Below are 24,023 nucleotides of genomic sequence, written 5' to 3'. Positions count from 1 at the left end.
CTTCAGGCGGCGGCTGCCGCCTTCGGCACATGCACGTGCCGGTAGACGAGACCCGCCGCCAAGCCATACGCGACGGTGATCGTCGCGTAGGCCAGCGGCAAGCGCAGCGACCAGTCCGGCACCATGTGCAGGATGCTGCCGATCACGGCCACGCCCACCAGGGCGCCGATTTGCCGGTTCGCATTCAGGACCGCTGCCGCGCTGTTCGCATGCTGCTTGCCGGCCACCCGCATCACGGTGGCCGTCATGGCAGGAATGGCGATACCGATGGCCACATTCATGACGGCCATGCCCAGCGCCAGCAAGCCATAGGGCGTGCCCGGACGCAAGCCCATCAGCAGCAAGGCCATCACGGCCCCCACCAGCAAGCCCGCCAGCATGGGCAAGCGCGTGCCATGGCGCGCCGCGATACCGCCTGCCATGAAGTTCCCCACCGTATAGGCTGCCATCATCGGCAACAGGCGCAAGCCCGACTGCAAGGCATCGGCGCCGCCAGACTGCTGCAGGAACAGGCTCAATAAAAACAGCTGGCCGAAGACGCAGAAATTGATCAAAAACCCCACGCCATTGGCCGCGCCAAAGCTGCTGCTGTGGAACAGTGCGCGCGGCAACAGCGGATGGCTGCCGCTGCGCTCGCGCCGCAGCAGCTGCCAGGCAGACAGCAGCATCAATACCCCCGCCGCCAGCACGCCGGGCGACAGCCAGCCCAGCACGGGCCCTTCGATCAGCACGAAACTCAGGCCCGCCAGCGCCGCCACGCCCAGCGCATGACTGAACAGCGACAACTCGCGCGGCTGGCGCGCCGGTGCGGCCAGCAGCAGCTGCGCCATGACGATGGCCAGCAGGCCCAGCGGCACGTTGACCCAGAAGACGCTGCGCCAGCCGAACTGGTGCACGAGGATGCCGCCGATCAGGGGGCCGGACGCGCCCGCCACGCCCACCAGCGCCGACCAGGCGCCCAGCATGCGCGTGCGTTCTCGCTCGTCGTCAAAGCTGTGCGTCAGCAGGCTGAGCGAACTGGGCATGAACAGGGCCGCGCCCGCCCCTTGCAACAGGCGCGCGGCCGTCAAAAAATGCCCGTCGGGCGCGGCGCCGCACAGGATCGAGCCGAGGATGAAGACGCCCAGGCCGCCCTGGTACACGGCTTTCGGCCCGTAGCGGTCGGCCAGCGCGCCGCCAGCCAGCAGCAGCGCGGCAAACGTCAGCGTGTAGCCGTCGACCACCCAGACCAGGCCCGTTAGCGGAATGGTCAGGTCCAGCGCGATATCGGACAGGGCCACGTTGACGGCCGTGACGTCGAGCATGGCCATGACGAAGCCGAAGGCCAGGGTCAGCAGGATCAAGCCGTTGGCGCGGTGTGGTGTGGGTGCAGACATGGTATTCCTTGCAGGGACAGCGGGGCAGCCATTATGCGAGCGTTGCGAAATGCAGTAAACAGGCATAAAATCGGCGCCATAATGCAAAAATGCATCACAAACAAGGACAAGGATATGGACTGGGCTCATGGATTGGGATAACGCACGCATCTTTCTCGCCATCGGCCGCGCCGGCACCCTGCGCGGCGCGGCCGCCCTGCTGCGCATCGACCAGGCCACCTGCGGGCGGCGCCTGGCCGCGCTGGAAGGCTCCCTGGGCGCCACCCTGTTCCTGCGCACGCCATCGGGCTATGTGCCCACGCCGGCCGGCGAGCTGGCGTTCACGGCGGCCGAAGCGATGGAACGGGCAGCCGACAAGCTGCAACGCGAGATGCAGGGCGTCGACAACCGCCTGTCCGGCCTGGTGCGCGTGGCCACCACGGACACCATGGCCAGCCATTTCGTCATCCGTGCCATGCAGCAGCTGCACGCGGCCCACCCGGACATCCGCATCGTGCTCAACGTGGCGCCGGCACTGGCCAGCCTGACGCGGCGCGAAGCGGACCTGGCCGTGCGCGGCGTGCGCCCCACAGACCCGGACCTGATCTCGCGCCACCTGGTCAAGCGCAGCCTGGGCCTGTACGCGTCGAAAAGCTACCTGGCGGAACGGGGCGAGCCCGTGCGCGGCACGGCGCTGGCCGGGCACGATATCGTCATTTACCACCATTCGGTAACGCCGCGTCATGGGGAGAAAATCGCCGGCGAGCCCGTCGCCAACGCCAGGGTCGCCATGGAAGTCAATTCGGCGGCGATGCTGCAGGAAGCCACGCGCGCAGGCCTGGGCGTGGCCGAGCTGGCCACCCACCTGGGCGATATCGACCCGCAGCTGGTGCGCATCTGGCCCGAGCGGGCGGAAGCGTACGACGTATGGCTGGTCATGCACGCCGACCTGAACCGTTCGGCACGCGTGCGGGCGGCGGCCGATGCCATCATTGCCAGCGTGGCGGGCCAATAGCGGGCCACCCGCGCACGGCTGCACGGCCAGGGAATCGCTTGTATCGAACGCATCCAATGTTAAGATGCCATGATGACCCTATCCGTCTCCCTCATCATCAGCCTGCGCCGCCTGCACCGGGCCACCATGGCCTGGCTGGTCAGCTGGTGGCGCATGCTGCATTTCGCCATCCTCGTGTTTTCGCTGGCCCTGTCGCCCTCGAGCTACAACCGCGACAACCGCCCCATCCTCGCGCACCGCCTGGTGACGAACACGGCGCCCAACCTCGTCTGGTTCAGCGTGGCCAGCGCGCTGGTCAGCCTGGTGCTCATCCGCATCGTCGTCGTCAGCGCGCAAAGCTACGGCCTGTCGCGCTATGCGCTGGAAATGGTGGTGCGCGTGCTGGTGCTGGAACTGATCCCGCTGACGGCCGCCCTGTTCGTCGCGCTGCGCCTGACCCTGCCCGACGGCATTGCATTCGCGCAAATGCGCTCTTCCGGCATGCTCGACACCATGCAGCGCCAGGGCGTCGACCTGCTGCGCCGCGAATACTTTCCCCGCGTGATGTCCGGCATCTTCGCCGTGTGGATGCTGGCCATCGTCAGCTGCGTCACCTCGCTGATCCTCGCCTATATCACCATCTACGGTTTTACGCCGTGGGCGCTGCAGGGTTATACGCGCGTCGTGGGGCAGATATTCAATCCGGCCGTGGCCCTGATCCTGATGCTCAAGGTGATCTTCTTCAGCTTTGCCGTGGCCCTGATCCCGCTGGCCTCCTCCTACTATCCGGACGAGCCGCACGGCCGGCGCAAGCGCCTGTGGGCCGCGCACGGCCTGTCCGAGATGCTGCGCCTGTTTTCCGTCATCCTGCTGGTCGAAGTGGCTTCGCTGATGGGCAATTACTACTGATGCCCCGCCCGCCACCGCCAGCGATCCCCGAACCACCCATACGAGAGCCAGAATCCATGAGCCAGAGCCAGCCCCCCAATCCCGACCAGGTCGACATCACGGCGCCCGCCGGTCTCGCGCAAGATGCCGTCTTGCCCGCCCCGCCGCCCGTGCGCCACGCCGAACTGAAGGCTGCCATCCTGCTCGTCTTCATGTTCGCGCTGGTGATCGGCTCCGTCGTCTACCTGATGTATGCGCGCGGCGCCTTTGAAGCCACGCAGACGCTGGTGCTGACGGCTGACGATTCCGATGGTGTTGGCGTGGGGGCCGACCTGACCTTTTCCGGCTTTCCCATCGGCCGCGTGCAGCGCATTGAGCTGGCGCCGGACGGGCGCGCGCGCGTCATCGTCGACGTGCCGCGCAAAGACGCGCACTGGCTGCGCACCAGTTCCATCTTCACCCTGGAACGGGGCATCGTCGGTGGTGCCAAGCTGCGCGCCTACAGCGGCATCCTGACGGACCCGCCGCTGCCCGACGACGCCACGCGCGACTTGCTGGTGGGCGACATGGCGGCGGAAATCCCCCGCCTGCTGGCCGCCGCCAAAGACCTGCTGAACAACGTGGCCAGCCTGACGGGCACCGATTCCGCCCTCGACGGCACCCTGCGCAATGTGCAGGCCGTCACCGGCAAGCTGAGCGGCCCGGGCGGCGCCATGGGTTTGCTGACGGGCGACGACAAGCAGTCGCGCCTGCTGGTCGAGCGGGCCAACACCCTGTTGATGACGGCCGACCAGCTGGCGCGCCGCACGGATGGCCTGGTGGCCAATGCCGATACGCGCGTCTTCGGCGACAAGGGCGTGATGACGGATGCGCAGGCAACCATCGTGCAGCTGAACGCCCTGCTGGCCGACACGCGCGCCAGCCTGAAAAAGGTCGACGCCGTGCTGGTCGAGGCGCAAGCCGTGGGCGCCAATGCCAGGGCGGCGACAGCCGACCTGGGCCCGTTGCGCGCGGACGTGGAAAGCAATCTGCGCAAGGTCGAGCAACTGGTCAATGAAATCAACCGAAAATGGCCGTTCAAGCGCAATCCGGAGATCAAACTGCCATGAAAATGTCCCGCCTCGCCATCGCTGCCCTGCTATCCACCATGCTCGCCGCCTGTTCCAGTGGCCCGCCCGTGCCGGACTGGAAGATGAATGCGCAAAGTTCCATCGAACGGTTTCAAGCGGCCTATTTGAATGGCAATGCCCTGGTCGAACAGACGGAATTCCAGCGCGCCCGCAGCCAGGTGGCCGGCACGGGCAAGCTCGAACTGGTGGCGCGCATCGAACTGCTGCGCTGCGCCGCGCGCGTGGCCAGCCTGGCCTTCGAAGACTGTGCCGGCTTTGACGCACTGCGCGCCGATGCGACAGCCGCCGACCGCGCGTATGCGGCCTGGCTGGCCGGCAAGGGGCAGGCGGCCGACATCGCCCTGCTGCCGCAAGCGCAGCGGGCGGCCGCCAGCGCCAGCTCGGACACGGCCGCCGCCAGCGCCGTGGCGGCCATCAAGGACCCGCTGTCGCAGCTGGTGGCGGCCGGCGTGCTGCTGCGCTCGGGCCGCGCCACGCCGGCGCTGCTCGATACGGCCGTGGCCACCGCCTCGGATCAGGGCTGGCGCCGCCCGCTGCTGGCGTGGCTGGGCGTGCAGCGCCTGCGCGCCGAACAGGCGGGCGACACGCAAGCGGCGCAGCACATCGCGCGGCGCATGGCGATCGTGGAGCAGCCGCTGGCGCCTTGAGTATGCAGATGACGGCCCAAGCCAGGCAGAATCAGGCATAATCGAGCCAGCATGACATCCATGCCGTGCAGGCAGCGAGGTAAGACCATGCAGTTCGAGGATTTCGACCTTTCCCCCCCCGATGCCGGCCGGCATGCCGGGGCAGCGCCTGGCGAGGATGCGTCGGCCGGCACGGCCGTGCGCCTGCAATACCTGCTCGACAATACGCCCTCCATCATCTATTGCACCGTGCCCAGCGGCGACTTCAAGATGACTTTTGTCAGCAACAATGCCTTCAATGTGCTGGGCTACCAGCCCGAGGAAATGGTGGCCGACCCGAATTTCTGGTTCGACCACATCCACCCAGACGATGCGCCCGGCATCTTTTCCAGCCTGGCGCAAATTTTCGTCGAAGGCGCGCGCGCCTATGAATACCGTTTCCGCGTGCGCGACGGCAGCTACCTGTGGATGCACGACAGCCTGCGCCTGGTGCGCGACGAGCATGGCGTGCCGTTCGAGGTGATCGGCTCGCTGACGGATATTACCGAACGCAAGCGCATGGAAGCGATGCTGCAGGCGCGCGGCGAAGAGCAGCAACTACTGATCAGTAAGCTGCAGGAAGCGCACGACCAACTGCTGCAATCGGAAAAAATGGCTTCCATCGGCCAGCTGGCGGCCGGTATCGCGCATGAAATCAATAACCCGATCGGCTTCGTCAACTCCAACATGAGTTCGCTGCAAGGCTATGTGGGCACCCTGTTCGGCGTCATCGCCCAGTATGAAGCGGCGATGCGCGAGGCGCTCGACGGCCCGGCCCTGGCTGCGCGCGTGGCCCAGGTGCGCGCACAGGCCGACCTGGGCTTCCTGCAGGACGACATGGTGGACCTGGTGCGCGAATCGATGGATGGCTTAAAGCGCGTGCGCGACATCGTGCAGGCACTGAAGGATTTTTCGCACGTGGGCGAGACGGACTGGCAGGTTGCCAGCCTGCATGCAGGCCTGGACAGCACCCTGAACATTGTCGCCAACGAATTGAAATACAAGGCGCGCATCGAAAAACACTATGGCGAGCTGCCGCCGATACTGTGCCTGGCCTCGCAGCTGAACCAGGTATTCATGAACCTGCTCGTCAACGCGGGCCAGGCCATCAGCGGCGACGGCGTAATCAGCATCCGCACAGGCCATGCAGACGGCTGGGTGTGGGTGGAAATCGGCGACACGGGCGCCGGCATCGCGCCCGAGCACCTGAATCGCATCTTCGAGCCGTTCTTCACCACCAAGGCCGTGGGCAGCGGCACGGGCCTGGGCCTGTCGCTCTCGTACGGCATCGTCAACAAGCACGGCGGGCGCATCGAAGTGGCCTCGGAAGTGGGCCAGGGCACGCGCTTTACCGTGCACCTGCCGCTGCAGCCCTCTGGCGCCGCAGGGAACGCCTAAGCGTCTTTCGGCGGGGCGTACACGCGGATGCTCAGGCGGCCGCCATTCTTGCCTTCGAAATCGAGCAGCTGGGCGATCACGCGGGCCGTCAGCACGTGTTCAGCCGCCAGCAGCATCAGGCCATCGCGGCTGATCAGGTCGCGCGACAGCACCATGCCCGGTTCCAACTGGCCAGACAGCACGGTCAGATCGCGCGCCGGCGGTTCCGTCTCGTCCATGATACTGCGGAAAGCGGCCACCACGGCGGGGTCATAGCGCTTGCCGACGCTGTCGTAGATCAGGGTGCGGGCCTCGTCGGCGCGCAGGCTGCGCTGCACCATGGCGCCGATCTGCAAGCCGTCATAGTCCGACGCCAGCGCCAGGATGCGCGCGCCCAGCGGAATGGCCAGGCCCACCAGGCCATCGGGAAAACCGCCGCCGTCGAAACGCTCCAGTTGCGAGCGCAAGATCACGGAAACGGCGCGCAGCTCGTCTAGCGCCATCAGCAATTGTTCCGCGCGCAGCGGATGCTTGCGGAACGCGGCCAGCTGCTCGCCCGTCCAGGCGCTGGCCGGCAGTTCCAGCACATCGTCACTCAGGCTGAGCTTGCCGATATCCTTGAGCAGGGCGGCGATGAACACGTCGCGCGCCTCCTGCCCTTCCAGGCCCAGCGCCTGCGCCAGCTTGCGCGCCAGTTCCGCCACCCGCCGCGCATGGCCGACGAGCTTGCCGCCGCGCATCTCGATCAGGTTGGAAAACACCTTGATGGTCGTCACGAACGTGGCCTTCAGGCGCTCATTGGCCGCCTGCACCTCGTCGTGCGACTGTTTCAGCTGCTGCGTGCGCGTGGCCACCTTCGCTTCCAGGCTGGCGTTGAGCGCCTGCAGCTGCACGTTCTGGCTGGCCGTCAGCGCTTCCAGACGCCGTTTTTCCTGTTCCAGCGCGCGCCGTTCCAGCGCGTGGCGCACCACCAGCACGATATCGTTCTCGTCCCAGGGCTTGGTCACGTAACGGTAAATCTCGCCCTGGTTGATGGCGTCGAGGATGGACTGGATGTCGGCATAGCCGGTCAGCAGCAAACGCATGGTGCCGGGCCAGCGCTGGCGCACCTGGGCCAGGAATTGCGCGCCATCCATATGCGGCATGCGCATGTCGGAGATGACCAGGTCCACCGTCTCGCTCTCGAGCAGGGCCAGGCCCGCTGCACCGCCGTCGGCCGTCAGCACGCGGTAACCGTGCGGGCGAAACAGGCGCCGCAGCGACGACAGGATATTCGGTTCGTCGTCGACGCACAGGATGGTCGGCGGCACGGCCGCGGTGCTGGTGCTCATGCTGTCCTGTTCATTGATGGTCATGGTACGGCGGCCTGCGCCTGGCGCACGGGCAAGGTGATGCGGAAGGTGGTGCCGCGGCCGATGATGCTGCGCACGTCGATGCGGCCATGGTGTTTTTGCACCGTGCTGTAGGCCAGCGACAGGCCCAGCCCCGTGCCCTTGCCGACGGCCTTGGTGGTAAAGAACGGGTCGAAGATGCGCGACAGGTGTTCGGGCGCGATGCCGCCGCCCGTGTCCTCGACCTCGATCCACACTTCCGTCGCGTTGTCGCTGCCCGTGCGCAGGGTGATGCGACCGCGCGCCTCGTCCATGGAGTGGGCCGCATTGACGACCAGGTTCATGATCACCTGGTTGAGCTCGGAAGGCTGGCATTCGATGTCGGGAATGTCGCCATACTCGCGCACCACCTCGGCCTTGTACTTGATTTCGTTATTCACGATATTGAGCGTGGTATCGATGCCCTGGCGCAGATCGGCCCAGACCCACTCCTGGTGCGCATCCGTGCGCGAAAAATCCTTCAGGTCCTGCACGATGCGGCGCACGCGTGAAATGCCTTCCTTCGACTCGCCCATCAGCAGCGGAATGTCGGTGCGCAGGAAGTCCAGGTCGATCTGTTCGCGCAGCGCGCGCAGGCGCGCCGCCACCACCGCGTCGGCGACGGCCGGCTCGGCTTCCTCGTAGGCGTCGAGCATGCTGAACAGGTCGTCCAGATACCCTTCCAGGGTGCCAACATTCGAAAATACATAGCCGATGGGATTGTTGATCTCGTGCGCTACGCCGGCGGCCAGCTGACCGATCGAGGCCAGCTTTTCCGACTGCAACAGCTTTTGCTGGGCCAGCGACAGCTTGCTGTTCAATTCCGTCAGGGCCAGGTTACGCTCGCGCAATTCCAGATCGGCAATCTGGCGCTGGCGGATATCGTCGGCCAGGCGCTCGTTCATGTCGGCCAGTTGGGCCGTGCGCTTGGCCACCAGGTGTTCCAGGTTGTCGTGCGCCTTGCGCAGCGCCAGTTCCGCAATGCGCCGCTCGGTCACGTCGCGCAGGGTTTCGATGGCGCCCACCAGGCGCCCTTGCCGGTCGCGCAGAGGCGCCGCCGTAAAATGCAGCCAGTGCCCATCGGGGCCGATATCGGCAAAGAAATCCTCGGCCTCGAAGGCGCCGGGAATCACGGGAGAGCGCTTCAGCTTGCCAAGGTAAAGGTCATTTTCACCGAACGCGATATCGTCGGCCACCAGCAAATCGGCCAGGCAGGCGCGCGGCTGCGGATAAAACGCCTTCCAGTGGTCGCGCGTGCCGACCATCTCGGCGGCCGTAAAACCCAGCAATTGTTCGCAGGCGCTGTTCCAGTGCGTCACCACATGGTCCGTGTCGATGGCGAAGGTGGCCACGGGATGGCCATCGAAGAATGCCGATAGCGCGATGGCATCGGTCTGGCGGCGTTCCGGCGTGGCGGGCAGCGCCTGCCCTGCGTCTGTTTCCATGGCCTCTTTCTTGTTCATGCCAGCATGATCCGCGACATTTCATCAAAGGTATGTTCCGTTTGCCGCAGCAGCGCAAACCAGGCTTGCTCGTCCAGGGACAGGCTGCGCCAGACTGCGGGCGACATGGGCGGCACCAGCGCATCGTCGATACCGGCCAGGTCCAGCGCAAGGGCGACGGCGTTGGCCATATGCACGGCCAGCGGCAAGCCGCCCGCCTCCAGCCGGTCGATGGCGTGGTGGTCGGCCACCGCCTGCTGTATCGCCTCGGGAAACTTCCAGTAAGCGGCCAGGGCGCTGCCCACCTGCGCGTGATCGATGCCGATGACGGCCAGTTCCGCGTCGGCCATCTGGCAGTCATGCGCCTGGCGGTAGCTGCGCACGAGCGCGTGCTCGGCGGGGAAGCGCGTCACCAGCACCAGCGTGCCCAGATCATGCAGCAGGCCGGCCGTGAAGGCGGTCTCGGGATTGATGCCCAGGTGCGGCGCCAGCAGGCGCGCGGCGATGGCCGTGGCCAGCGAATGGCGCCAGAACGCCTGGAAATCGAAGCCGCCGCTCGCCGGCGCGAAGCTGCCCGTCAGGGCGCAAGCCGTGACGACGGTGCGGATGCTGTGAAAGCCCAGCACGGAAACGGCTTGCGGAATGCTGGTGACCTTCGATTGCATGCCGTAGAACGAGGAATTGGCGATGCGCAAGGTCTTCGCCGCCAAAGCCTGGTCCAGCTCGATCTTTTGCGCCAGCACATGCACGTCCGTATCGTCCTGGTCCATGCTCGACAGCAATTCCAGCACGACCACCGGCAGCGACGGCAATTCCTGTATCTGGCGGATGATGTGTTCAAAATTAAGCCGATTCATGCCCCGCCCCCTTGCCGGTAGCGCTGCAGCAGCGCCAGCAGTTCCGCCCCGGCGGAATCGGGCGGCGTGGTGCGGAACAGCACGGCCAGCCGTTCCAGGCGGCGCACCCGTTCCTGCTCGGCATGCGCCTGCGCGGCCGGGTCCAACGCCGCTTCCATGACGACGTGGCAGCGCTCCACATTGCGCCGGCGCAAGGCCGTCAGGCTGGCCGCCGTCAGGGTGGCACCCTGGGCCAGCAGCACGGTGCCGCTGGCGTCGCTCAGGGCGTGCGCCAGCACCATGCCTTCCTGTGCCTGTTCCATGGAAATCTCGCGTCCGCTTTCACTCACGCTTTCACTCATGTACCGGCTCCATGACGACTCAGGGTGACCAGGCTGCCGCGCGAGCGCGAATGCAAGCCCATGGGGTGGATCTCCACGGCATACGGCTGGCCATCGATGGCGACCATGCAGGGCGCGCCCTGCCCGTCGAACAGCTGCGGCAGGACCAGCGCCGCCTCGTTGCCCAGCAAGGCCGCGCCCCGCTCGAACAGGTTTTCCGCCGCCGCGTTGATGAAGGCAATCATGCCGTCCTCGTCGAGCCCGATCACGGGCAAAGGTAAAAATTGCAGAACTTCGCGCGCGATGCCCAGGCTGACCTCGTCTCGGCTGATCTGATGCTGCTGCTGGCTCACCAGCGCCTGCATGGCGGTATTGGCGGCCGCCAGCGCCTGGTTGGCGTCACGCAGTTGCATGTTGAGGCGCGTATTGTCGTCGTCGATGCCCTTCAGGCGGAAGGCTTCGGCGATATGCTCGCGCAGCTGATGATCTTCCCAGGGCTTGGTGAGAAATTTGAAGATGGCCCCCTCGTTGACGGCATCCGTGACGGCCTGCAACTCGGTATAGCCCGACAACATGATGCGCATGGTTTGCGGACACAGCAGCTTGGCCTTGCGCAGGAAGTCAGCGCCCAGCATGCCGGGCATGCGCTGGTCCGACACGATCACGTCGACCGCATGGCTGGCCAGCACGTCCAGCCCTTCCTGGCCGCTGCCGGCCGTCAGGATATGGTAGGCATCGCGCCGCAGCAGGCGTTTGAGGGAAGCGAGGATATTCGGCTCGTCATCGACCAGCAGCAAGGTGCGTGGCTGCGCCGCAGGCTGCTGCACGGCATCCGCCGCCGGCACCGCAGTCCCTGGCATACCCTGCTCGTCGTGCACATCCATCGGACCATCCTCTCATCGCCACGGCGATATGGGAGCTTGCCTGGAGCGGGAATCTGCCGCGCGGCATCATCTTGCGCGGCAGCCAGCTTACGCTGAAATTATACGACTAAATGTTCCTTCATAGCACTTATCCGGCACTTATCCGCGCCGTGCCGGGCAAGGTGTGTCGCGGTAAAACACAAAACCGCCCAGGCCGATGGCTTGCGTATCGGCCTTCACGGCGTACACCAACGTGTTCCTGGCCGCCTCGACCCTCAGCAAATTCTTGTGCAACACCGTTTGCGCGTGCGCCAGTTCCAACGATGGCGTCGGCGCCAGTTCCAGGCGCAGTTCGGACATGGCGCCATCGTATGCCCAGCGGCCCGGATTATAGAAAGCGAAGCCGCCGTCGAAACGCAGGCTGCCATCCTTGAACTGGGTCAGGCAAATGCCGGGAAATTCGCCGGGCGGGTTGTACCAGGTGGCGGCCACGGCCGCATCGGCAGGCGCTTTGCCCGGCATCTGCATGCCGCTCGTGTCATTCTTCCCACCCATGCCGGCGCAGCCGGCCAGCGCCAGCGCGCAAGCCAGTGTGCCCGCGCGTTTGATACATGTCATGTGCATTCCCGCCCCCTTGCTTTATAGAAACACTATCTTAGAGCGGGACGGCCAGCCGTTCAAGCGGCTAGCACACATAAGGGCGATTTAGTTCTCGCCAGTGGCCCTCGCGGCCGCCTCGCGCAATTTGTCTTTCTTGCTTTTACGCGCGCCCTTCACGCCGCCATTCACCGTGTCCGTGACGGCGCTCACCGGCGCGGGCAGTTCCGTCGGCTCGAAACCGGCCACCACTTCGCGCACGATGCGCAAGTCGTTGCGGTTTTCGATCAGGCGGAAATGTGCTTCCGTATCGGCCGTCACAAAACTGATGGCCGTGCCGCTTTCGCCGGCGCGGCCCGTGCGGCCGATGCGGTGCGTGTAGTCGACGGCCGAACGGGGCAAGTCGTAATTGACGACGGCCGGCAGCCCGGCGATGTCGATGCCGCGCGCGGCCACGTCGGTCGCCACCAGCACCTGCAAACGCCCCGCCTTGAAGTCGGCCAGCAGCTGGCTGCGCGTGCCCTGGCTGAATTCACCATGGAAGGCGCCCACGTGCAGGCCCGCGCGCTGCAGCTTGTCGGCCACGTGTTCGGCCGCGTACTTGGTGGCGACAAACACCAGCACCCTGTCCCACTGCTGCTGCAGGATCAGGTAGCGCAGCAGCTGCGTGCGGCGCGGCACGTCAACCGTGATGGCGCGCTGCACGATGTCGGGCTTGTCCTGCGGTTCGGATGCCACCTCGATGCGCACAGGTTCCCTGAGCAGACTGTCGGCCAGCGCCTGCACGCTGTCGGGGAAGGTGGCGGAGAAAAACAGGTTTTGCCGCTTGGCCGGCAACAGCGCCAGAATCGCGTTGATTTCCTCGCTAAAACCCATGTCCAGCAAACGGTCGGCCTCGTCGAGCACGCACAGCGACACGCCCCCCAGTTTCACGGCGTTCTGGCGCACCAGGTCCAGCAGGCGGCCCGGCGTGGCGACGACGATATCGGCGCCACCGCGCAAGTCCATCATCTGCGGATTGATCGACACGCCGCCGAACAGCACGGAAATCTTCAGCTTGATCGGCAGCGGCTTGGCCAGCGCGTGCACCGTCTGCCCCACCTGCGCCGCCAGTTCACGCGTGGGCACGAGGATCAGCGCGCGCACCTGGCGCGGGCCGGAAACGGGCGCCATCAGCGCCTGCAGCAGCGGCAGCGCGTAGGCGGCCGTCTTGCCGGAACCCGTCTGCGCCGCGCCCAGCACGTCGCTGCCGCGCAAGATGGCGGGAATGGCGGCCGCCTGGATGGCCGTCGGCGCGGCATAGCCGGCCTTGTCAACGGCGCGGACCAGGGAGGGAATCAGACCCAGTGAGGAAAATGGCATAGCGGGCCTTCTTGTATATTCGTAAAGTGAGACCGGCCGCAATGTGCGGCCGGTCGGAATAGCGACAGTATAAGGCAGGCGGCTACTGTTTTGGCATTTGCCGCACCGGCTGGCCTTCTTCATCGTAGCCCGGCATGCCGCGCCGGATGGCGTGCGAAAAATCCGCGTCGTCGTTGGCGGCCCGCGCGCGCGCCGTGATGTGGCCGCCGTCACGCAGCTGCTGGAAGGTCGAGCCGGGCACCAGGCCCTGGACGTCGAACAGATAGCGGTCCAGGTAGCCCGAGGCCAGCAGGCGGTAGTCGAACGGTAGGCCCGGCACGATGCGGCGCACCATCTCGAAGACGATGGTGGTGCAGTTGGCCGTCAGGGTATGGTAGAACTGCGGCTTGGCCTTCAGCGCCTGCGCTTCGTCCAGGTAGGCCAGGAACAGCGAGCGCATGGCCGCTTTCGGCATCATCACACGGTACAAATGCATGTCCTCGCCCCGCGCGTTCGTGCGCACACGCAGGATGTCGCGCTCGTCGGCGGCGATCAGACTCATCTCGAAATGCTTGAAAAAGCCACCGATGGCGGAAAAGCTCTCGCCCTTTTCCTTGCGGATCTCGATGGAAAACGTCAGGAAGCGGCCGTCCGCAAAGCCGAACGAGATCAGGGTATGCGCTATGTAAGGGCCCGTCCAGTATGACAGCGCCGTATCCACCGTGCGCAGCTCGTCGAGGTCGTAGCTGCGCTGCTCCCACTTGACCGTGTAATCGTCATCGCTGCGCCAGTCGAAATTGCGCACATTGTCCAGGGTGACGAGATTGCCCGTCACCGTGCCCGTGACATTGCGCGCCACGTCGTCGGCCCACACGCGCTGCTGTTTCGGCGCGATCAGGCTCCACCACACGAGCAGCAGCACGAAACCGGCCGCATACGGCAGCAGCACGCGCGCATCGCCGCGCATCCACCACAGCATCACGCTGGCCACGCCCAGCGCGCCCCACAGCAGGGCGCCGATGGCTTGCGCCGCCGTGCCGCCAGAGAGCTGGTACCACAGCGCCAGCGCGCCCCACAGTGCAGTCAACAGGAGAATCAGGGAAACGGCCATTTTGCCGAGAGTGCCCAGCATGGAGCGGGCACGCAGTGATAAGAAAGTCATGCCCTGATTATAAGGGCAAGCGCTGGAACAGGTGAGTTCAGGCAAGTATCGCGGCACAGGCCGCAGCGGTAAAGCGTTGCTTGCCTGATAATTTATTTCATGAGAGCATGCTGTGCACATAAAATGTATAGACAAGGCGGCCTGTCACGTCAACGCTGCCTTGGCCACTCCAGGAGATACCTTGCAACCCCCTTCCCTCTACGCCCTCGCCGGCAGCCTCAACTCCCTCTTCATCGTCGTCAGCCTGCTTGGCCTGTGGTCGCAGCTGCAGAAAATCTGGCAGCGCAAGCGCGATGCCGGCATCGGCGCCGGCAAGACGACGGACATCCTGTCGCTCAACCAGTTCAGCGTCAGCTTTCTCGCGTATTGCGCATTCTTTGTGTACGGCTATTCGATCACGCCGTTCAACCATTACATCGTCTGGCCGCGCCTGATCGCTTCGCTGATCGCGCTGGGCATCCTGTATGAAATTGACCGCGACCGCCGCAGCGTGGCATCGCGCAATGCGCTGCTGGCCTGCGCGCTGCTGCTGTGCGCGGGTGTGGCGGGGCTGGCCTTCGGCCCCACCTTCAGCGATGAAAAGCGCGTGATCTCGCAAAGCCTGATCGTCGCCGTCACCGTGCTGCTGGCGCAAGGCTATGCGCACCAGATCCGGTTGATCTGGCGTTCGGGCAAGACGGGCGCGGTATCGCTGACAATGAGCCAGTTCATCCTGGCGATGGATATCAGCACCATTTTCTTTGCCTGCGTCATGGGACTGTCGACGGGCTGGCCCCTGCTGCTGCTGGCCTGCGTCAGCGCCACGACCAAGCTGATCATCATGTGGCTGTTCCGCTGGGAGAAGAACAGTCCCGCCGCGCGCATGAAGCGGCTGGCGCCGGCCTGACGTTAGCATACCGATTCGCCTTGTCCTCGAAGCCGATGCCGACCAGGTCCGGCATGGTGACGTGGCCGTTTCCAGGCTGACACCATCGGGGAAGCCACCGAAGGGCTGGAACAGGTCCGGATACGATTCATTGCCGACCAGGCCCAGGCCCGCCGCGATATGCCGCTGGCGCCGGCCGCCCCGTCCGCCTACTACCCGAGCCGCCACCAGTTGCCCGCCAAAGTGCGCGCTTTTATCAATTTTCTCGGCCAGCAGGTGCAGCCGAAAGCGGCCACGGAGGCCGAATCAGGTTAAACTACAATATTGCGATATGGCAATATTATGAGGGGGTAAGTTTTGCTAGTCATACTCGGATTTCTCGTCGTGCTGTTTTCCGTCTTCGGCGGCTTCGCCCTGCAGGGCGGCCACCTGGCGGCCCTGTTCCAGCCGCTGGAACTGCTGATGATCGGCGGCGCCGCGCTGGGCACCTTCTTTGTCGGCAACGACGCCAAGGCCATCCGCGCCACGTTCGCCGCCCTGCCCACCCTGTTCCACGGTTCGCAATACACGAAGGCGCGCTATATGGAACTGATGGGGCTGATGTATGAAATCCTCAGCAAGATCCGCAAGGAAGGCTTGATGTCGGTCGAGGACGATATCGACGACCCGTATCGCAGCCCGATCTTCGTGAAATACCCGTACACGCTCGGCGACGAGCACATCCTGGAATTCATCACCGATTACCTGCGCCTGATGGTGTCGGGCAATATGGATGCCTACCAGATCGAAAACCTGATGGATAACGAGATCGAGACGCACCATGAAGATGCGGAAATGCCGATCCAGACGATATCGCAGCTGGCCGACGCCATGCCCGCCTTCGGCATCGTGGCCGCCGTGATGGGCGTGGTGCACACGATGGCATCCGTCGGCTTGCCGCCGGCCGAGCTGGGCGTGCTGATCGCCCAGGCGCTGGTGGGCACCTTCATCGGCATCTTGCTGGCCTACGGCTTTATCGCACCGCTAGCCAGCTTGCTGCGCCGCAAGCACCATGAAACGGCGAAGATGTACCAGTGCGTGAAAGTGACCTTATTGGCCAGCCTGAACGGTTACGCGCCGGCGCTGGCCGTGGAATTCGGCCGCAAGGTCATTTCCGCCACGGAACGCCCCTCGTTCAGCGAACTGGAAAACCACGTGCGCCAGGTGCGCACGAAAAACTGATACGGCCTGTTTCGCTTGCCCGGCGCGTCAGGCTTCCGGCGCCGTCCAGACCAGATTCCACAGGTGGCCATCGATATCCTCGAAGCCCTGGTCATACATGAAGCCATGGTCCTCGGGCGGATGCGGTATGCGGCCACCAGCGGCAGCGGCCTTGGCGATCAGGCTGTCCACCTCTTCCCGGCTTTCGCAACTGAGGCAAATGACGACTTCATTGGCTTGCCTGGCATTCGCTACCGGCTTGTCGATCAGGGACTGGAAGAACGGTTCGGTCGTCAGCATGGCCTGAATGGTGCCGTCGACGATGTTCATGAACGCCGCATTCTCGCCGCTGAAGCGGGGATCGAAGGCAAAGCCGAGAGCGGAAAAGAAGGCCCTGGATGTGTCCAGGTCCTTCACGGGCAGGTTGAGGATGATCTGTTTGTTCATGGCGCTTCCCTGGGTTCGGTGGAATGGGCAACCCGTGCGTCACCCCTGCGACGGGTGAGGCACACAAAATTGACACGCTGGCTCCTCTAATATATCAATAAAAGTGATGGGCACGTGATCGATGGCATGCATGCAAGATTGGCGCGATGACCTAGTAACGTGTCACGATGACCTTTTAACCAACAGCCCGCGTAGTAGCAATTCCAAGGCAGCAACTCCCTCGATCAATCGCGCCTTGCCTTCGTCACCGTCTGCGATCCAGAACGCCGCTTCTGCCAGACTGCCGTAAATCAGCGAAGCCAGTGCCCTTGGGCTAGCGTCTGCCACGATGCCTTGATGGATCAGCTCCTGGATAAGGCCTTGCATCGACGCGATGCAATGGCGCTGCGAGTCCGGTGAGGCACCACCCAGGACCGCCCTGGCATCGCGTAAAACGATACGCTGAATTTCCGGCTCCAGGGCCATCTCCAGATAGGCACGGCAGCGACTGCGAAAACCGTCCCACAGATCGTCGGCGCGTTCGGAGATGGTTTGCAGGCGGCCATCCATTTCCGCGTCGATCTGTTCTACCACCGCGAGCAGCAAGCCCTTCTTGTCGCCAAAGTGGTGATACAGCGCACCACGCGTCAGCCCAGCCTGCGCGGTGAGGTCATCCATTGATGTGTCGGCATAACCGCGCTCGCTGAACACTTTGCGCGCAGTGGCTAGCAACGATGCACGGGTTTCTTCCATTTCGGCACGGGTGCGGCGAACCATTGCTTTCTCCTTACATACGTAGCGCATGATTGTTTACATACAGTGCGTATGAATATATAATTTATTCATACGTGCTGTATGTATTATCACTGCGACGTGTCTCCATTGCAAGCAGGGCATGCCATTGCATAACAGCGCCCCGACGCCGCCTGATGCCGGCGCAAGCCATTTATCGAATGATCAAATGAAGGATAGGAAGCATGAGTACGTCTCCCAACGCTGCAGCAGAAACCACTGTCCGTCACCCGTGGCTGGCGGTCACCGCTATAGGCATGGCCACCTTCTCGGTAGTGACGACGGAAATGCTGCCGGTCGGTCTGTTGACGCCGATTGCTGACACCCTGGACACCTCCACCGGAACCGCCGGCCTGATGATCTCGCTGCCAGCATTACTGGCAGCCTTGTTCGCTCCGCTGCTGGTGATCGCATCGGGACGCCTGGACAGGCGCAAAATTCTCTGTGGTTTGCTGAGTCTATTAGTGATCGCGAACATTGCCTCGGCATTGGCACAAAACATGGTGTGGATGCTGGCTACACGCGTTCTCGTCGGTTTTTGCATGGGTGGAATCTGGGCCATTGCCGGGGGCCTGGCTTCCCGCCTTGTTCCCGCTCCCTCCATCGGCATGGCAACGTCGATTATCTTCGGCGGAGTGGCGATCGCTTCTGTGCTGGGCGTGCCGCTTGGCGCACAAATCGGCGGCTTTGCAGGATGGCGCTGGGCCTTTGGCGCCATGGCGCTGTTTAGCAGCCTGGTACTGGCGCTGCATCTGGCCGTCATTCCCGCGCTGCCTGCTGCCAGTTCGGCGACCTTGCGCCAATTCGGCAAGCAGTTGCGCAACCGGCAGTTGCAAGCGGGCCTGCTTCTGACCCTGTTGCTGGTGACGAGCCATTTCGTGGCCTTCACCTTTGTGCGTCCGCTGTTGCTGTCAGTGTCGGGGTTTGATGCGCAATGGCTGGGCGCACTGCTGTTTTTCTATGGTTCCGCAGGCATCATTGGAAACTTCCTGGCCGGTGTCGTTGCGGTGCGGCGCACGGCGCCAACCATCATCGCTATCTCGAGCGGCTTGCTGCTCACGCCGCTACTGTTCCTGGCGGTCGGCGACTCCAGCATCGGCGGCGGCGCGGTGTTGCTGGCTTGGGGACTAGCCTACGGTGGTGTATCGGTCGGCCTGATGACCTTGATGATGAAGGCGGCGCCCCGGGCCGTGGAGATAGTCGCTGCACTGTATGTGAGTGTCTTCAATGTTGCCATTGCGCTCGGGGCATGGGCCGGTGGACAGGCCGTGGACAGGCTAGGCCTCTGCGCCAACCTCTGGCTCGCCGCAGGATTCGCCGCTGCTGCCTTGCTGCTGTCGTTAAGGATCAGCGTTGTTGAACACGCACTGAAGGCTGCCGACATGCAGCTTGGCTCTGCAACGGACTGACGGAATAAAGTCTGTAATGACCGCTTCTGGCCGGTTGCATTCCTTGGCTGCTTCCGCCCCATTGCAGTCATTCAGTTTGCCAGTAGTCGACTGCTGCGGGAGGCGCTCATTAAATCGGGTTTTACCTGACTAGTGCCAAGCAGTAAAAGCGGTCTGCTCCACTTTCTGGTAGTGGGTCCGGGCCACGAACCCATCCCAAAGACTCATACAGGTGAACCGCAGCCCCCATGTCGCCCCAAGTCTCGAGTTCCAGTTGCGTGAAGTTATGGATAACGGCCTGTGCTATTGCCTCGCTCAGCAGCGTTCGGCCGATGCCCCGTCCTTGCATGCTCGCATCGACGTGGAAGCCGAACAGCTTGGCGACAGCCCCCTCCATGCGCTGAATTGCAAGGCAGCCGACTAGTTTGCCATCTACCTCTGCCACCAATTCGATTTCGTTAGGGGTGTTGGCTTGGCCAAGCGCACCAATGGCAGCATCTAGGGTGTCAAAATCCGCGATTAAACCGAAAGAAGCTAATGATTTCTGTACTACAGCCTTGGCACCGGAATTATCGATGAGAAGAGCTTTACGGATTGACATCGCTACCTCTTGAGTGATTCAGAGCAATGATTCTATACAAGAGCCTCGCGTCGGTCGAGTGAGCGCCATTCTTCCCATCCATCACGGACCGTCTGGTATTGGCCGTTCGCGAACGTTCAGCATGACTCAGCGCACGAAATAATTTCCTTCATGGTAAGAAATGGGGTTTGTCTAGCGCAGCAAGTCCCCTCACTGCCATTTACGGGCCCGGCGCCGTCTCATCCGGGCAACTGACCTCGTCTTCTGGCGTATATAAAGTCATCGGCACGCGCTGGCCGTCCACTTCCAGTTCGCGCACTTTCGGCGGCACCAGCTGGAACTCGCCCGCCTGCAATTTCTCGCGCAGGGGCTTGCAGCGCAGGGCATCGGTGGGGATTTGCCCGCGCGCCGACCAGCTGCCGTCTTCCTTTTCCGCCAGCAACACCGACGAGGCGCGCGGGTCATTGCTGATCAGCAGCACGTCCTCTTTGCCATCGCCGTCGAAATCGAGCAGGTAGGCATCGCACTGGGGCCCTGCCCGCTTCAAGCAGGCGGGCAGGCGCCAAGCCGGGCTCACTTGTGTCCAGTCCTGGCGCAGGAAACTGTCCGGTAGCTTCGCCGTGGCCGGGCGCAGGGTCAGGTTGATCGACACGTCGCTGAGCGCTCCCGTCTCGTCGAGGCGGTTCTGGCGCTTGAGCATGGCCTCGGCGCGGGCCCGCACGATAGCCGCGTCGGCGCCCGTCGTGCGTTTGCTCAAGTCCTGCAAGGCTGCCTGGCCATAGCGGGCGCCCTGGAAGCGCAGGTATTCGAAATCGAACTTGTCCACGCCAACCTTGCCGCTCTCCAGGCGCGCCATCTGGCTGGCCACGGAAATGCGCGCCGGGTCCGCCAGCGGCGAGAACAGGGCGAACAGCACCAGCAGGGTGACAAAGGCGGTGGCCACGTTGACGTTGGCGATCAGGTGCAGCCAGTCGCCATACTTGCTGGCCGCCCAGGCATAGCCGGCGGCGTAGCAGGTGGCAACCAGCAGGCAGGCCGCAGCGATCAGGCGGTCGGCCGTCCAGCCATGCGACATCACGCGCAGGGTCAGCGCATAGATGGCGATGCCCACCACCCACGGCAGCAGCAGACAGGCCAGGCGCGTGCCCAGGCGGATGCCGCGCGCCACGCCATGGCCCACTTCGCCATTCTGGAAGGCGGCATTGATCAGCACCACCAGCACGCCGGCCATGCCCAGCAGCACGGACGCCGCATGGCGCGTGGCCCACAGGCGCTCGAAGCCGATGAATGGCAGGGTCAGCAGGAAACCGGAGACGAGCACTGCGGCGATCGGCATCAGCCACGACAGCAGCACCAGCAGCAAGGTGCGGATGCCGCGCACGATGGACGGGCGCACGTCCGTGATATGGATGGCGAACGAAAACGCGAAGCAGATGACGGGAATCACGAACCAGGCCTGGCCCAGCAGCTTTTTCAGGAAACTCAGCTTGATCAGCAGGAACAGTTGCCCGCCGAGCCACAGCACCAGCCACAGGCCCAGCACGAACAGCAGCGAGAACAGCAACTGGATGCCCAGCTTCCAGGCGATTTCAAAATACGTGGGGTAGCGGGCGATGCGCTGGCCGTCCTGGGCGCTGGCCAGCACCAGCGCGTGGGCGATATACAAGCCCACCACGCAAAAACCGAACAGCTGGGCGGAAATCACGCGCAGCGGTGCGCCCGGCTTGTAGTTGCCCCAGATGACGTGCTCGGCGCCGCGCGCCACGTCATGCCAGGCCAGCACGGCCAGCACGACGGCCGCGCCGGCCATCCACAGGCCGATGCGCTTCGCCGACATGTGGCCCAGGCTGGAGACCAGCAAAATGGGCAGCAGCAAGCTGATCAGCATCAATGGCCCCAGCAGATAGGCTTCCGTGGCGGGCCACACCTTGTCTTGCGCCGTGCTGTACAGCCAGTACAGCAGCAAGCCTTGCAGCAGGCCCGTCACCAGGCGCGTCACCGCGATGCGCGGCGCCACCACCGGATCGAGCAACGCCATGTTTTTTCCTGCGGCATCCTGCTGCATAGTCATCCTCTTCATAGTCATTCATTGCAGTCATTGCTGTACTGCGAGCACGGCCATTATTGCATTTCGTTATCGTCATCTCAACAGCGATTCGCGCGCGTGCCCTTCTCGCCCCCCTCGCTGCGACGCAATGGCAGGCTTTGCGCCAGGCCCCACACCAGTTCCGGCACGATGAACAGCCACAGCACGGGCTGGCCCGTCACCAGCAAGGCCCACGCCATCCAGGTCGAAAACAGGTAGCGCGCCGCCGCGTCATAGCGGCCAAAGCGCGGCTGCGGGTCGACGATGCGCAGCGCCGACCAGACCATCACCACGCTGCCCAGCAAGCTGCTGATGAGCAGATGAAACGGCACAAAAAGGGGCAGCGGCGCGCCGCCCAGAGATACGTTGAAGGAACTCAGTTGCTCGCGCAACAGCAAAAATGTCCACGGCGTGGCAAACGCGGCCGTCATGAGCACATCGTAAATGGCGCTGGCGCGCACCACGCGGCGAAAGGCGGAAACAGACAACATGGCAACTCCTGTCATTGGAAAGTGTCCATGATCAAGGCTGGAGTACACTCCATGGTCAAGCATTTTATGAAAGAAAACCCATGCAGATCGGCGAAATGGCGCAGGCGACGGGCTTGAGCCGCGATACCCTGCGCTTTTATGAAAAACGGGGCTTGCTGCGCGCGCGGCGCGGCGCGAATGGCTACCGCGACTACCCGCCCGAGGCGGCCGACTGGCTGCGCTACCTGCGCACGGCGCAGCAGCTGGGCTTTACGCTGGCCGAAATCGAGGCCGACATGCCGCTGCTGGCGGCCGCCGGCGATCCCGCCACGGCGGAACTGCTGCGCGCGGCGCTGGCGCGCAAGCTGGACGATATCGATGCGCGCATCGCGGGATTGACACAGTTGCGCGGAGAGTTGGCGCGGCGGCTGGCGCCGGAGGCGGCGGCGTGTCCGTTGCGGGGAGAGGCCGATGCAGCGCAACTAAACCTGGCGTAAAAAAACCGCCTGTGCATGGCAGCAGGCGGTTTGATCTCGGACAAAACCAAGCTTACTTGGCGGCCTTGCGGCGGCGCAGGAAACCCATCAGGCCCAGGCCAGCGAGCAGCATGGCGTAGGTTTCCGGTTCCGGCACGGCGGCCATCACGGAAACGTTGTCGATCACAGCGCCCGAGTAATTGTCGAACGGCGTGCCAGCCTTGGCGGCGCTGGCAAACGACAGGGTTGCCAGGCCGGTGGTGGCGGCCGTGAAGCTCAGGGTATTGCTGTACAAGGTGTTCGACACGGCGGCCGTCGAGTAGAAATCGCCTTCCACGCCGCCGAAATTGACAGCCACGCCCTGGCCTGCCGGGCCGCCGGAATTGCGCGCCATGTCAAAGCTCAGGTTATACGTCTGGCCGGCAACCACACTGAAATTTTGCGACAGGAAACCCGGACCTGGCGTACCCAGCAAATCGATGCTGTAGCCATTGATGGCATTGTAGGCATTGCGGATCAGGTCGACGGAACTGGCGCCCACGGTCCAGCCCGAGATGGCCGACGAACCGCTGTTGACGACTTTAAAACCGCTGTCGAAGGTGTAGCCGGAAGCGACCGTTTCAAAATTGCCATTCGTGATCAGGTTGACGGGGCTGGCGCTGGCGGTGCCTGCAGCAAACAGAGCGACAACTGCTGCGATGGTGGCGATTTTCATGAGCTGATTTCCTTGCCTTGTTGATATTAAAGTTACCTTAAGTGAAATCATATCTCAGCCATGATGAAAATCAAAGAACTTTGCAAAAATATATTTAATGTGAGTAATTTGCAACGTCTTCAGACGCACTCCCCTCCCGCAAGGCGATAGCTCAATCGAGTTCCTGGCGCGCCACCAGGATGCCGTCCGCATCGACATAGATCCAGTCGCCCGGATGCACGGCAACGCCGCTGAGCTGCACGCGCACGTCGCGCTGCCCCGTGCCCGCCTTGTTGCTCTTGCGCGGATGCGTGGCCAGCGCGCGCACGCCGATCTGGCAGACATTGATTTCCTCGCTGTCGCGGATGCAGCCATCGACGACGATGCCGGCCCAGCCGTTGCTTTCAGCCAGCACGCCCAGCTGGCCGCCCACCAGCGCGCGGCGCAGGCTGCCGCCGCCATCGATCACCAGCACATGGCCCTGGCCCGGCGTTTCCAGGGTGCTGCGCACGAGCGCATTGTCTTCAAACACTTGCAAGGTGGTGGCGGGGCCGCTGAAGCGCACGCGCTGGCCGAAGGCGCGGTACACGGGCGGCAGCACCGCCAGGCTGCCATCGTCGAGCATGGCTGCATAGTCGTCGCACAGGTCGGTGGTGGCAAAGGTCATGGGGATTCCTTTCGTGGC

25 protein-coding genes and 2 pseudogenes are annotated in these 24,023 nt (G+C 63.9%); 10 read left to right on the top strand and 17 right to left on the bottom strand.

Annotation, left to right across the window (positions count from 1 at the left end):
• Positions 1 to 2: 2 nt before the first annotated feature.
• The gene (locus ACQ4WL_RS01595) at positions 3 to 1,376 is read right to left on the bottom strand and encodes an MFS transporter (protein WP_436507636.1); all 1,374 of its coding nucleotides are present in this window, start codon (positions 1,374 to 1,376) and stop codon (positions 3 to 5) included.
• A gap of 127 nt (positions 1,377 to 1,503) precedes the next feature.
• Here ACQ4WL_RS01595 and ACQ4WL_RS01590 point away from each other — a divergent pair, with 127 nt between their 5' ends.
• From ACQ4WL_RS01590 to ACQ4WL_RS01570, 5 genes are all read left to right on the top strand, one after another.
• Positions 1,504 to 2,370: a LysR family transcriptional regulator gene (locus ACQ4WL_RS01590; protein ID WP_436507634.1), complete on the top strand. Its 867-nt coding sequence runs from the start codon at positions 1,504 to 1,506 to the stop codon at positions 2,368 to 2,370.
• A gap of 69 nt (positions 2,371 to 2,439) precedes the next feature.
• Positions 2,440 to 3,258, top strand: a complete 819-nt coding sequence (locus ACQ4WL_RS01585; protein ID WP_436507633.1) for an MlaE family ABC transporter permease — start codon at positions 2,440 to 2,442, stop codon at positions 3,256 to 3,258.
• A gap of 56 nt (positions 3,259 to 3,314) precedes the next feature.
• On the top strand, positions 3,315 to 4,346 hold the full coding sequence (locus ACQ4WL_RS01580; RefSeq protein ID WP_436507631.1) for an MlaD family protein: 1,032 nt from the start codon (positions 3,315 to 3,317) through the stop codon (positions 4,344 to 4,346).
• Complete coding sequence (locus tag ACQ4WL_RS01575) at positions 4,343 to 5,014, top strand: hypothetical protein (protein ID WP_436507629.1); 672 nt, start codon at positions 4,343 to 4,345, stop codon at positions 5,012 to 5,014. Before ACQ4WL_RS01580 ends, ACQ4WL_RS01575 begins: the two co-directional genes overlap by 4 nt.
• An 87-nt stretch (positions 5,015 to 5,101) precedes the next feature.
• A complete protein-coding gene (locus ACQ4WL_RS01570) occupies positions 5,102 to 6,430 on the top strand; it encodes an ATP-binding protein (RefSeq protein WP_436508337.1) in 1,329 nt (442 codons plus the stop codon).
• Here the strand turns inward: ACQ4WL_RS01570 and nosR are convergent.
• The 8 genes from nosR to ACQ4WL_RS01530 all read right to left on the bottom strand — a co-directional run bounded on the left by nosR (position 6,427) and on the right by ACQ4WL_RS01530 (position 14,361).
• Entirely contained in the window at positions 6,427 to 7,740 is a 1,314-nt protein-coding gene (nosR, locus tag ACQ4WL_RS01565; protein ID WP_436507628.1) for a response regulator c-di-GMP phosphodiesterase, NosR family, read from the bottom strand. The genes ACQ4WL_RS01570 and nosR overlap by 4 nt on opposite strands.
• A 20-nt stretch (positions 7,741 to 7,760) precedes the next feature.
• Positions 7,761 to 9,224: an ATP-binding protein gene (locus ACQ4WL_RS01560; protein ID WP_436507627.1), complete on the bottom strand. Its 1,464-nt coding sequence runs from the start codon at positions 9,222 to 9,224 to the stop codon at positions 7,761 to 7,763.
• A gap of 14 nt (positions 9,225 to 9,238) precedes the next feature.
• Positions 9,239 to 10,078, bottom strand: coding sequence for an HDOD domain-containing protein (locus ACQ4WL_RS01555; RefSeq protein ID WP_436507626.1), 840 nt, complete (start codon positions 10,076 to 10,078; stop codon positions 9,239 to 9,241).
• On the bottom strand, positions 10,075 to 10,419 hold the full coding sequence (locus ACQ4WL_RS01550) for a hypothetical protein (protein WP_436507625.1): 345 nt from the start codon (positions 10,417 to 10,419) through the stop codon (positions 10,075 to 10,077). Before ACQ4WL_RS01550 ends, ACQ4WL_RS01555 begins: the two co-directional genes overlap by 4 nt.
• Positions 10,416 to 11,282 carry a response regulator gene (locus tag ACQ4WL_RS01545; RefSeq protein WP_436507624.1) on the bottom strand — a complete coding sequence of 289 codons (867 nt, stop codon included), beginning with the start codon at positions 11,280 to 11,282 and terminating at the stop codon, positions 10,416 to 10,418. The genes ACQ4WL_RS01550 and ACQ4WL_RS01545 overlap by 4 nt, the downstream gene beginning before the upstream one ends.
• A gap of 138 nt (positions 11,283 to 11,420) precedes the next feature.
• Positions 11,421 to 11,879 carry a hypothetical protein gene (locus ACQ4WL_RS01540; protein ID WP_436507622.1) on the bottom strand — a complete coding sequence of 153 codons (459 nt, stop codon included), beginning with the start codon at positions 11,877 to 11,879 and terminating at the stop codon, positions 11,421 to 11,423.
• A gap of 87 nt (positions 11,880 to 11,966) precedes the next feature.
• Positions 11,967 to 13,220, bottom strand: coding sequence for a DEAD/DEAH box helicase (locus ACQ4WL_RS01535; protein WP_436507621.1), 1,254 nt, complete (start codon positions 13,218 to 13,220; stop codon positions 11,967 to 11,969).
• Between the two features lie 82 nt (positions 13,221 to 13,302).
• Positions 13,303 to 14,361 (bottom strand): Lnb N-terminal periplasmic domain-containing protein, encoded by a 1,059-nt coding sequence (locus ACQ4WL_RS01530; RefSeq protein ID WP_436507620.1) that lies wholly within the window; start codon positions 14,359 to 14,361, stop codon positions 13,303 to 13,305.
• Between the two features lie 181 nt (positions 14,362 to 14,542).
• Between ACQ4WL_RS01530 and ACQ4WL_RS01525 the strand changes: the two genes are divergently transcribed.
• Entirely contained in the window at positions 14,543 to 15,247 is a 705-nt protein-coding gene (locus ACQ4WL_RS01525; protein ID WP_436507618.1) for a hypothetical protein, read from the top strand.
• On the opposite strand, the pseudogene ACQ4WL_RS01520 reads toward ACQ4WL_RS01525, so the two are convergent.
• Positions 15,180 to 15,409: pseudogene (locus tag ACQ4WL_RS01520) on the bottom strand (hypothetical protein); the annotation flags it as partial. The gene ACQ4WL_RS01525 and the pseudogene ACQ4WL_RS01520 sit on opposite strands and share 68 nt — an antisense overlap.
• On the opposite strand from ACQ4WL_RS01520, the gene ACQ4WL_RS01515 reads away from it, so the two are divergent.
• Both ACQ4WL_RS01515 and motA read left to right on the top strand, forming a co-directional pair.
• Positions 15,407 to 15,541 (top strand): hypothetical protein, encoded by a 135-nt coding sequence (locus tag ACQ4WL_RS01515; RefSeq protein ID WP_436508358.1) that lies wholly within the window; start codon positions 15,407 to 15,409, stop codon positions 15,539 to 15,541. The pseudogene ACQ4WL_RS01520 and the gene ACQ4WL_RS01515 overlap by 3 nt on opposite strands.
• Before the next feature lie 42 nt (positions 15,542 to 15,583).
• Entirely contained in the window at positions 15,584 to 16,447 is an 864-nt protein-coding gene (motA, locus tag ACQ4WL_RS01510; RefSeq protein ID WP_101482011.1) for a flagellar motor stator protein MotA, read from the top strand.
• Between the two features lie 27 nt (positions 16,448 to 16,474).
• Here motA and ACQ4WL_RS01505 read toward each other — a convergent pair whose 3' ends face one another.
• Together ACQ4WL_RS01505 and ACQ4WL_RS01500 are read right to left on the bottom strand one after the other, a co-directional pair.
• The gene (locus ACQ4WL_RS01505) at positions 16,475 to 16,873 is read right to left on the bottom strand and encodes a VOC family protein (RefSeq protein ID WP_436507617.1); all 399 of its coding nucleotides are present in this window, start codon (positions 16,871 to 16,873) and stop codon (positions 16,475 to 16,477) included.
• A 162-nt stretch (positions 16,874 to 17,035) separates the two neighbouring features.
• Positions 17,036 to 17,629 carry a TetR/AcrR family transcriptional regulator gene (locus ACQ4WL_RS01500; protein ID WP_436507616.1) on the bottom strand — a complete coding sequence of 198 codons (594 nt, stop codon included), beginning with the start codon at positions 17,627 to 17,629 and terminating at the stop codon, positions 17,036 to 17,038.
• A 200-nt stretch (positions 17,630 to 17,829) separates the two neighbouring features.
• Here ACQ4WL_RS01500 and ACQ4WL_RS01495 point away from each other — a divergent pair, with 200 nt between their 5' ends.
• Positions 17,830 to 19,053 (top strand): MFS transporter, encoded by a 1,224-nt coding sequence (locus tag ACQ4WL_RS01495; protein ID WP_436507615.1) that lies wholly within the window; start codon positions 17,830 to 17,832, stop codon positions 19,051 to 19,053.
• A 121-nt stretch (positions 19,054 to 19,174) separates the two neighbouring features.
• Here the strand turns inward: ACQ4WL_RS01495 and ACQ4WL_RS01490 are convergent, their stop codons facing one another.
• From ACQ4WL_RS01490 to ACQ4WL_RS01480, 3 genes and pseudogenes are all read right to left on the bottom strand, one after another.
• Positions 19,175 to 19,633, bottom strand: coding sequence for a GNAT family N-acetyltransferase (locus ACQ4WL_RS01490; RefSeq protein WP_436507613.1), 459 nt, complete (start codon positions 19,631 to 19,633; stop codon positions 19,175 to 19,177).
• A 199-nt stretch (positions 19,634 to 19,832) separates the two neighbouring features.
• A pseudogene (locus tag ACQ4WL_RS01485) lies at positions 19,833 to 21,479 on the bottom strand (DUF4153 domain-containing protein); the annotation flags it as partial.
• 278 nt (positions 21,480 to 21,757) lie between these two features.
• Positions 21,758 to 22,189, bottom strand: a complete 432-nt coding sequence (locus ACQ4WL_RS01480; protein ID WP_436507612.1) for a hypothetical protein — start codon at positions 22,187 to 22,189, stop codon at positions 21,758 to 21,760.
• Positions 22,190 to 22,269: 80 nt separating this feature from the next.
• Here ACQ4WL_RS01480 and ACQ4WL_RS01475 point away from each other — a divergent pair, with 80 nt between their 5' ends.
• Entirely contained in the window at positions 22,270 to 22,665 is a 396-nt protein-coding gene (locus tag ACQ4WL_RS01475; protein WP_436507611.1) for a MerR family transcriptional regulator, read from the top strand.
• Positions 22,666 to 22,717: 52 nt separating this feature from the next.
• Here the strand turns inward: ACQ4WL_RS01475 and ACQ4WL_RS01470 are convergent, their stop codons facing one another.
• Positions 22,718 to 23,359: a choice-of-anchor C family protein gene (locus tag ACQ4WL_RS01470; protein ID WP_436507610.1), complete on the bottom strand. Its 642-nt coding sequence runs from the start codon at positions 23,357 to 23,359 to the stop codon at positions 22,718 to 22,720.
• 151 nt (positions 23,360 to 23,510) lie between these two features.
• Positions 23,511 to 24,005, bottom strand: coding sequence for a ribonuclease E activity regulator RraA (rraA, locus tag ACQ4WL_RS01465; protein ID WP_436507609.1), 495 nt, complete (start codon positions 24,003 to 24,005; stop codon positions 23,511 to 23,513).
• Between the last annotated feature and the right edge of the window lie 18 nt (positions 24,006 to 24,023).

Origin of the sequence: Janthinobacterium kochi (assembly GCF_051380715.1) — a bacterium.
Lineage (GTDB): Bacteria > Pseudomonadota > Gammaproteobacteria > Burkholderiales > Burkholderiaceae_D > Janthinobacterium.
The sequence above is the reverse complement of the archived record's forward strand: the minus strand, read 5'-3'. Positions and strand labels throughout refer to the sequence as shown.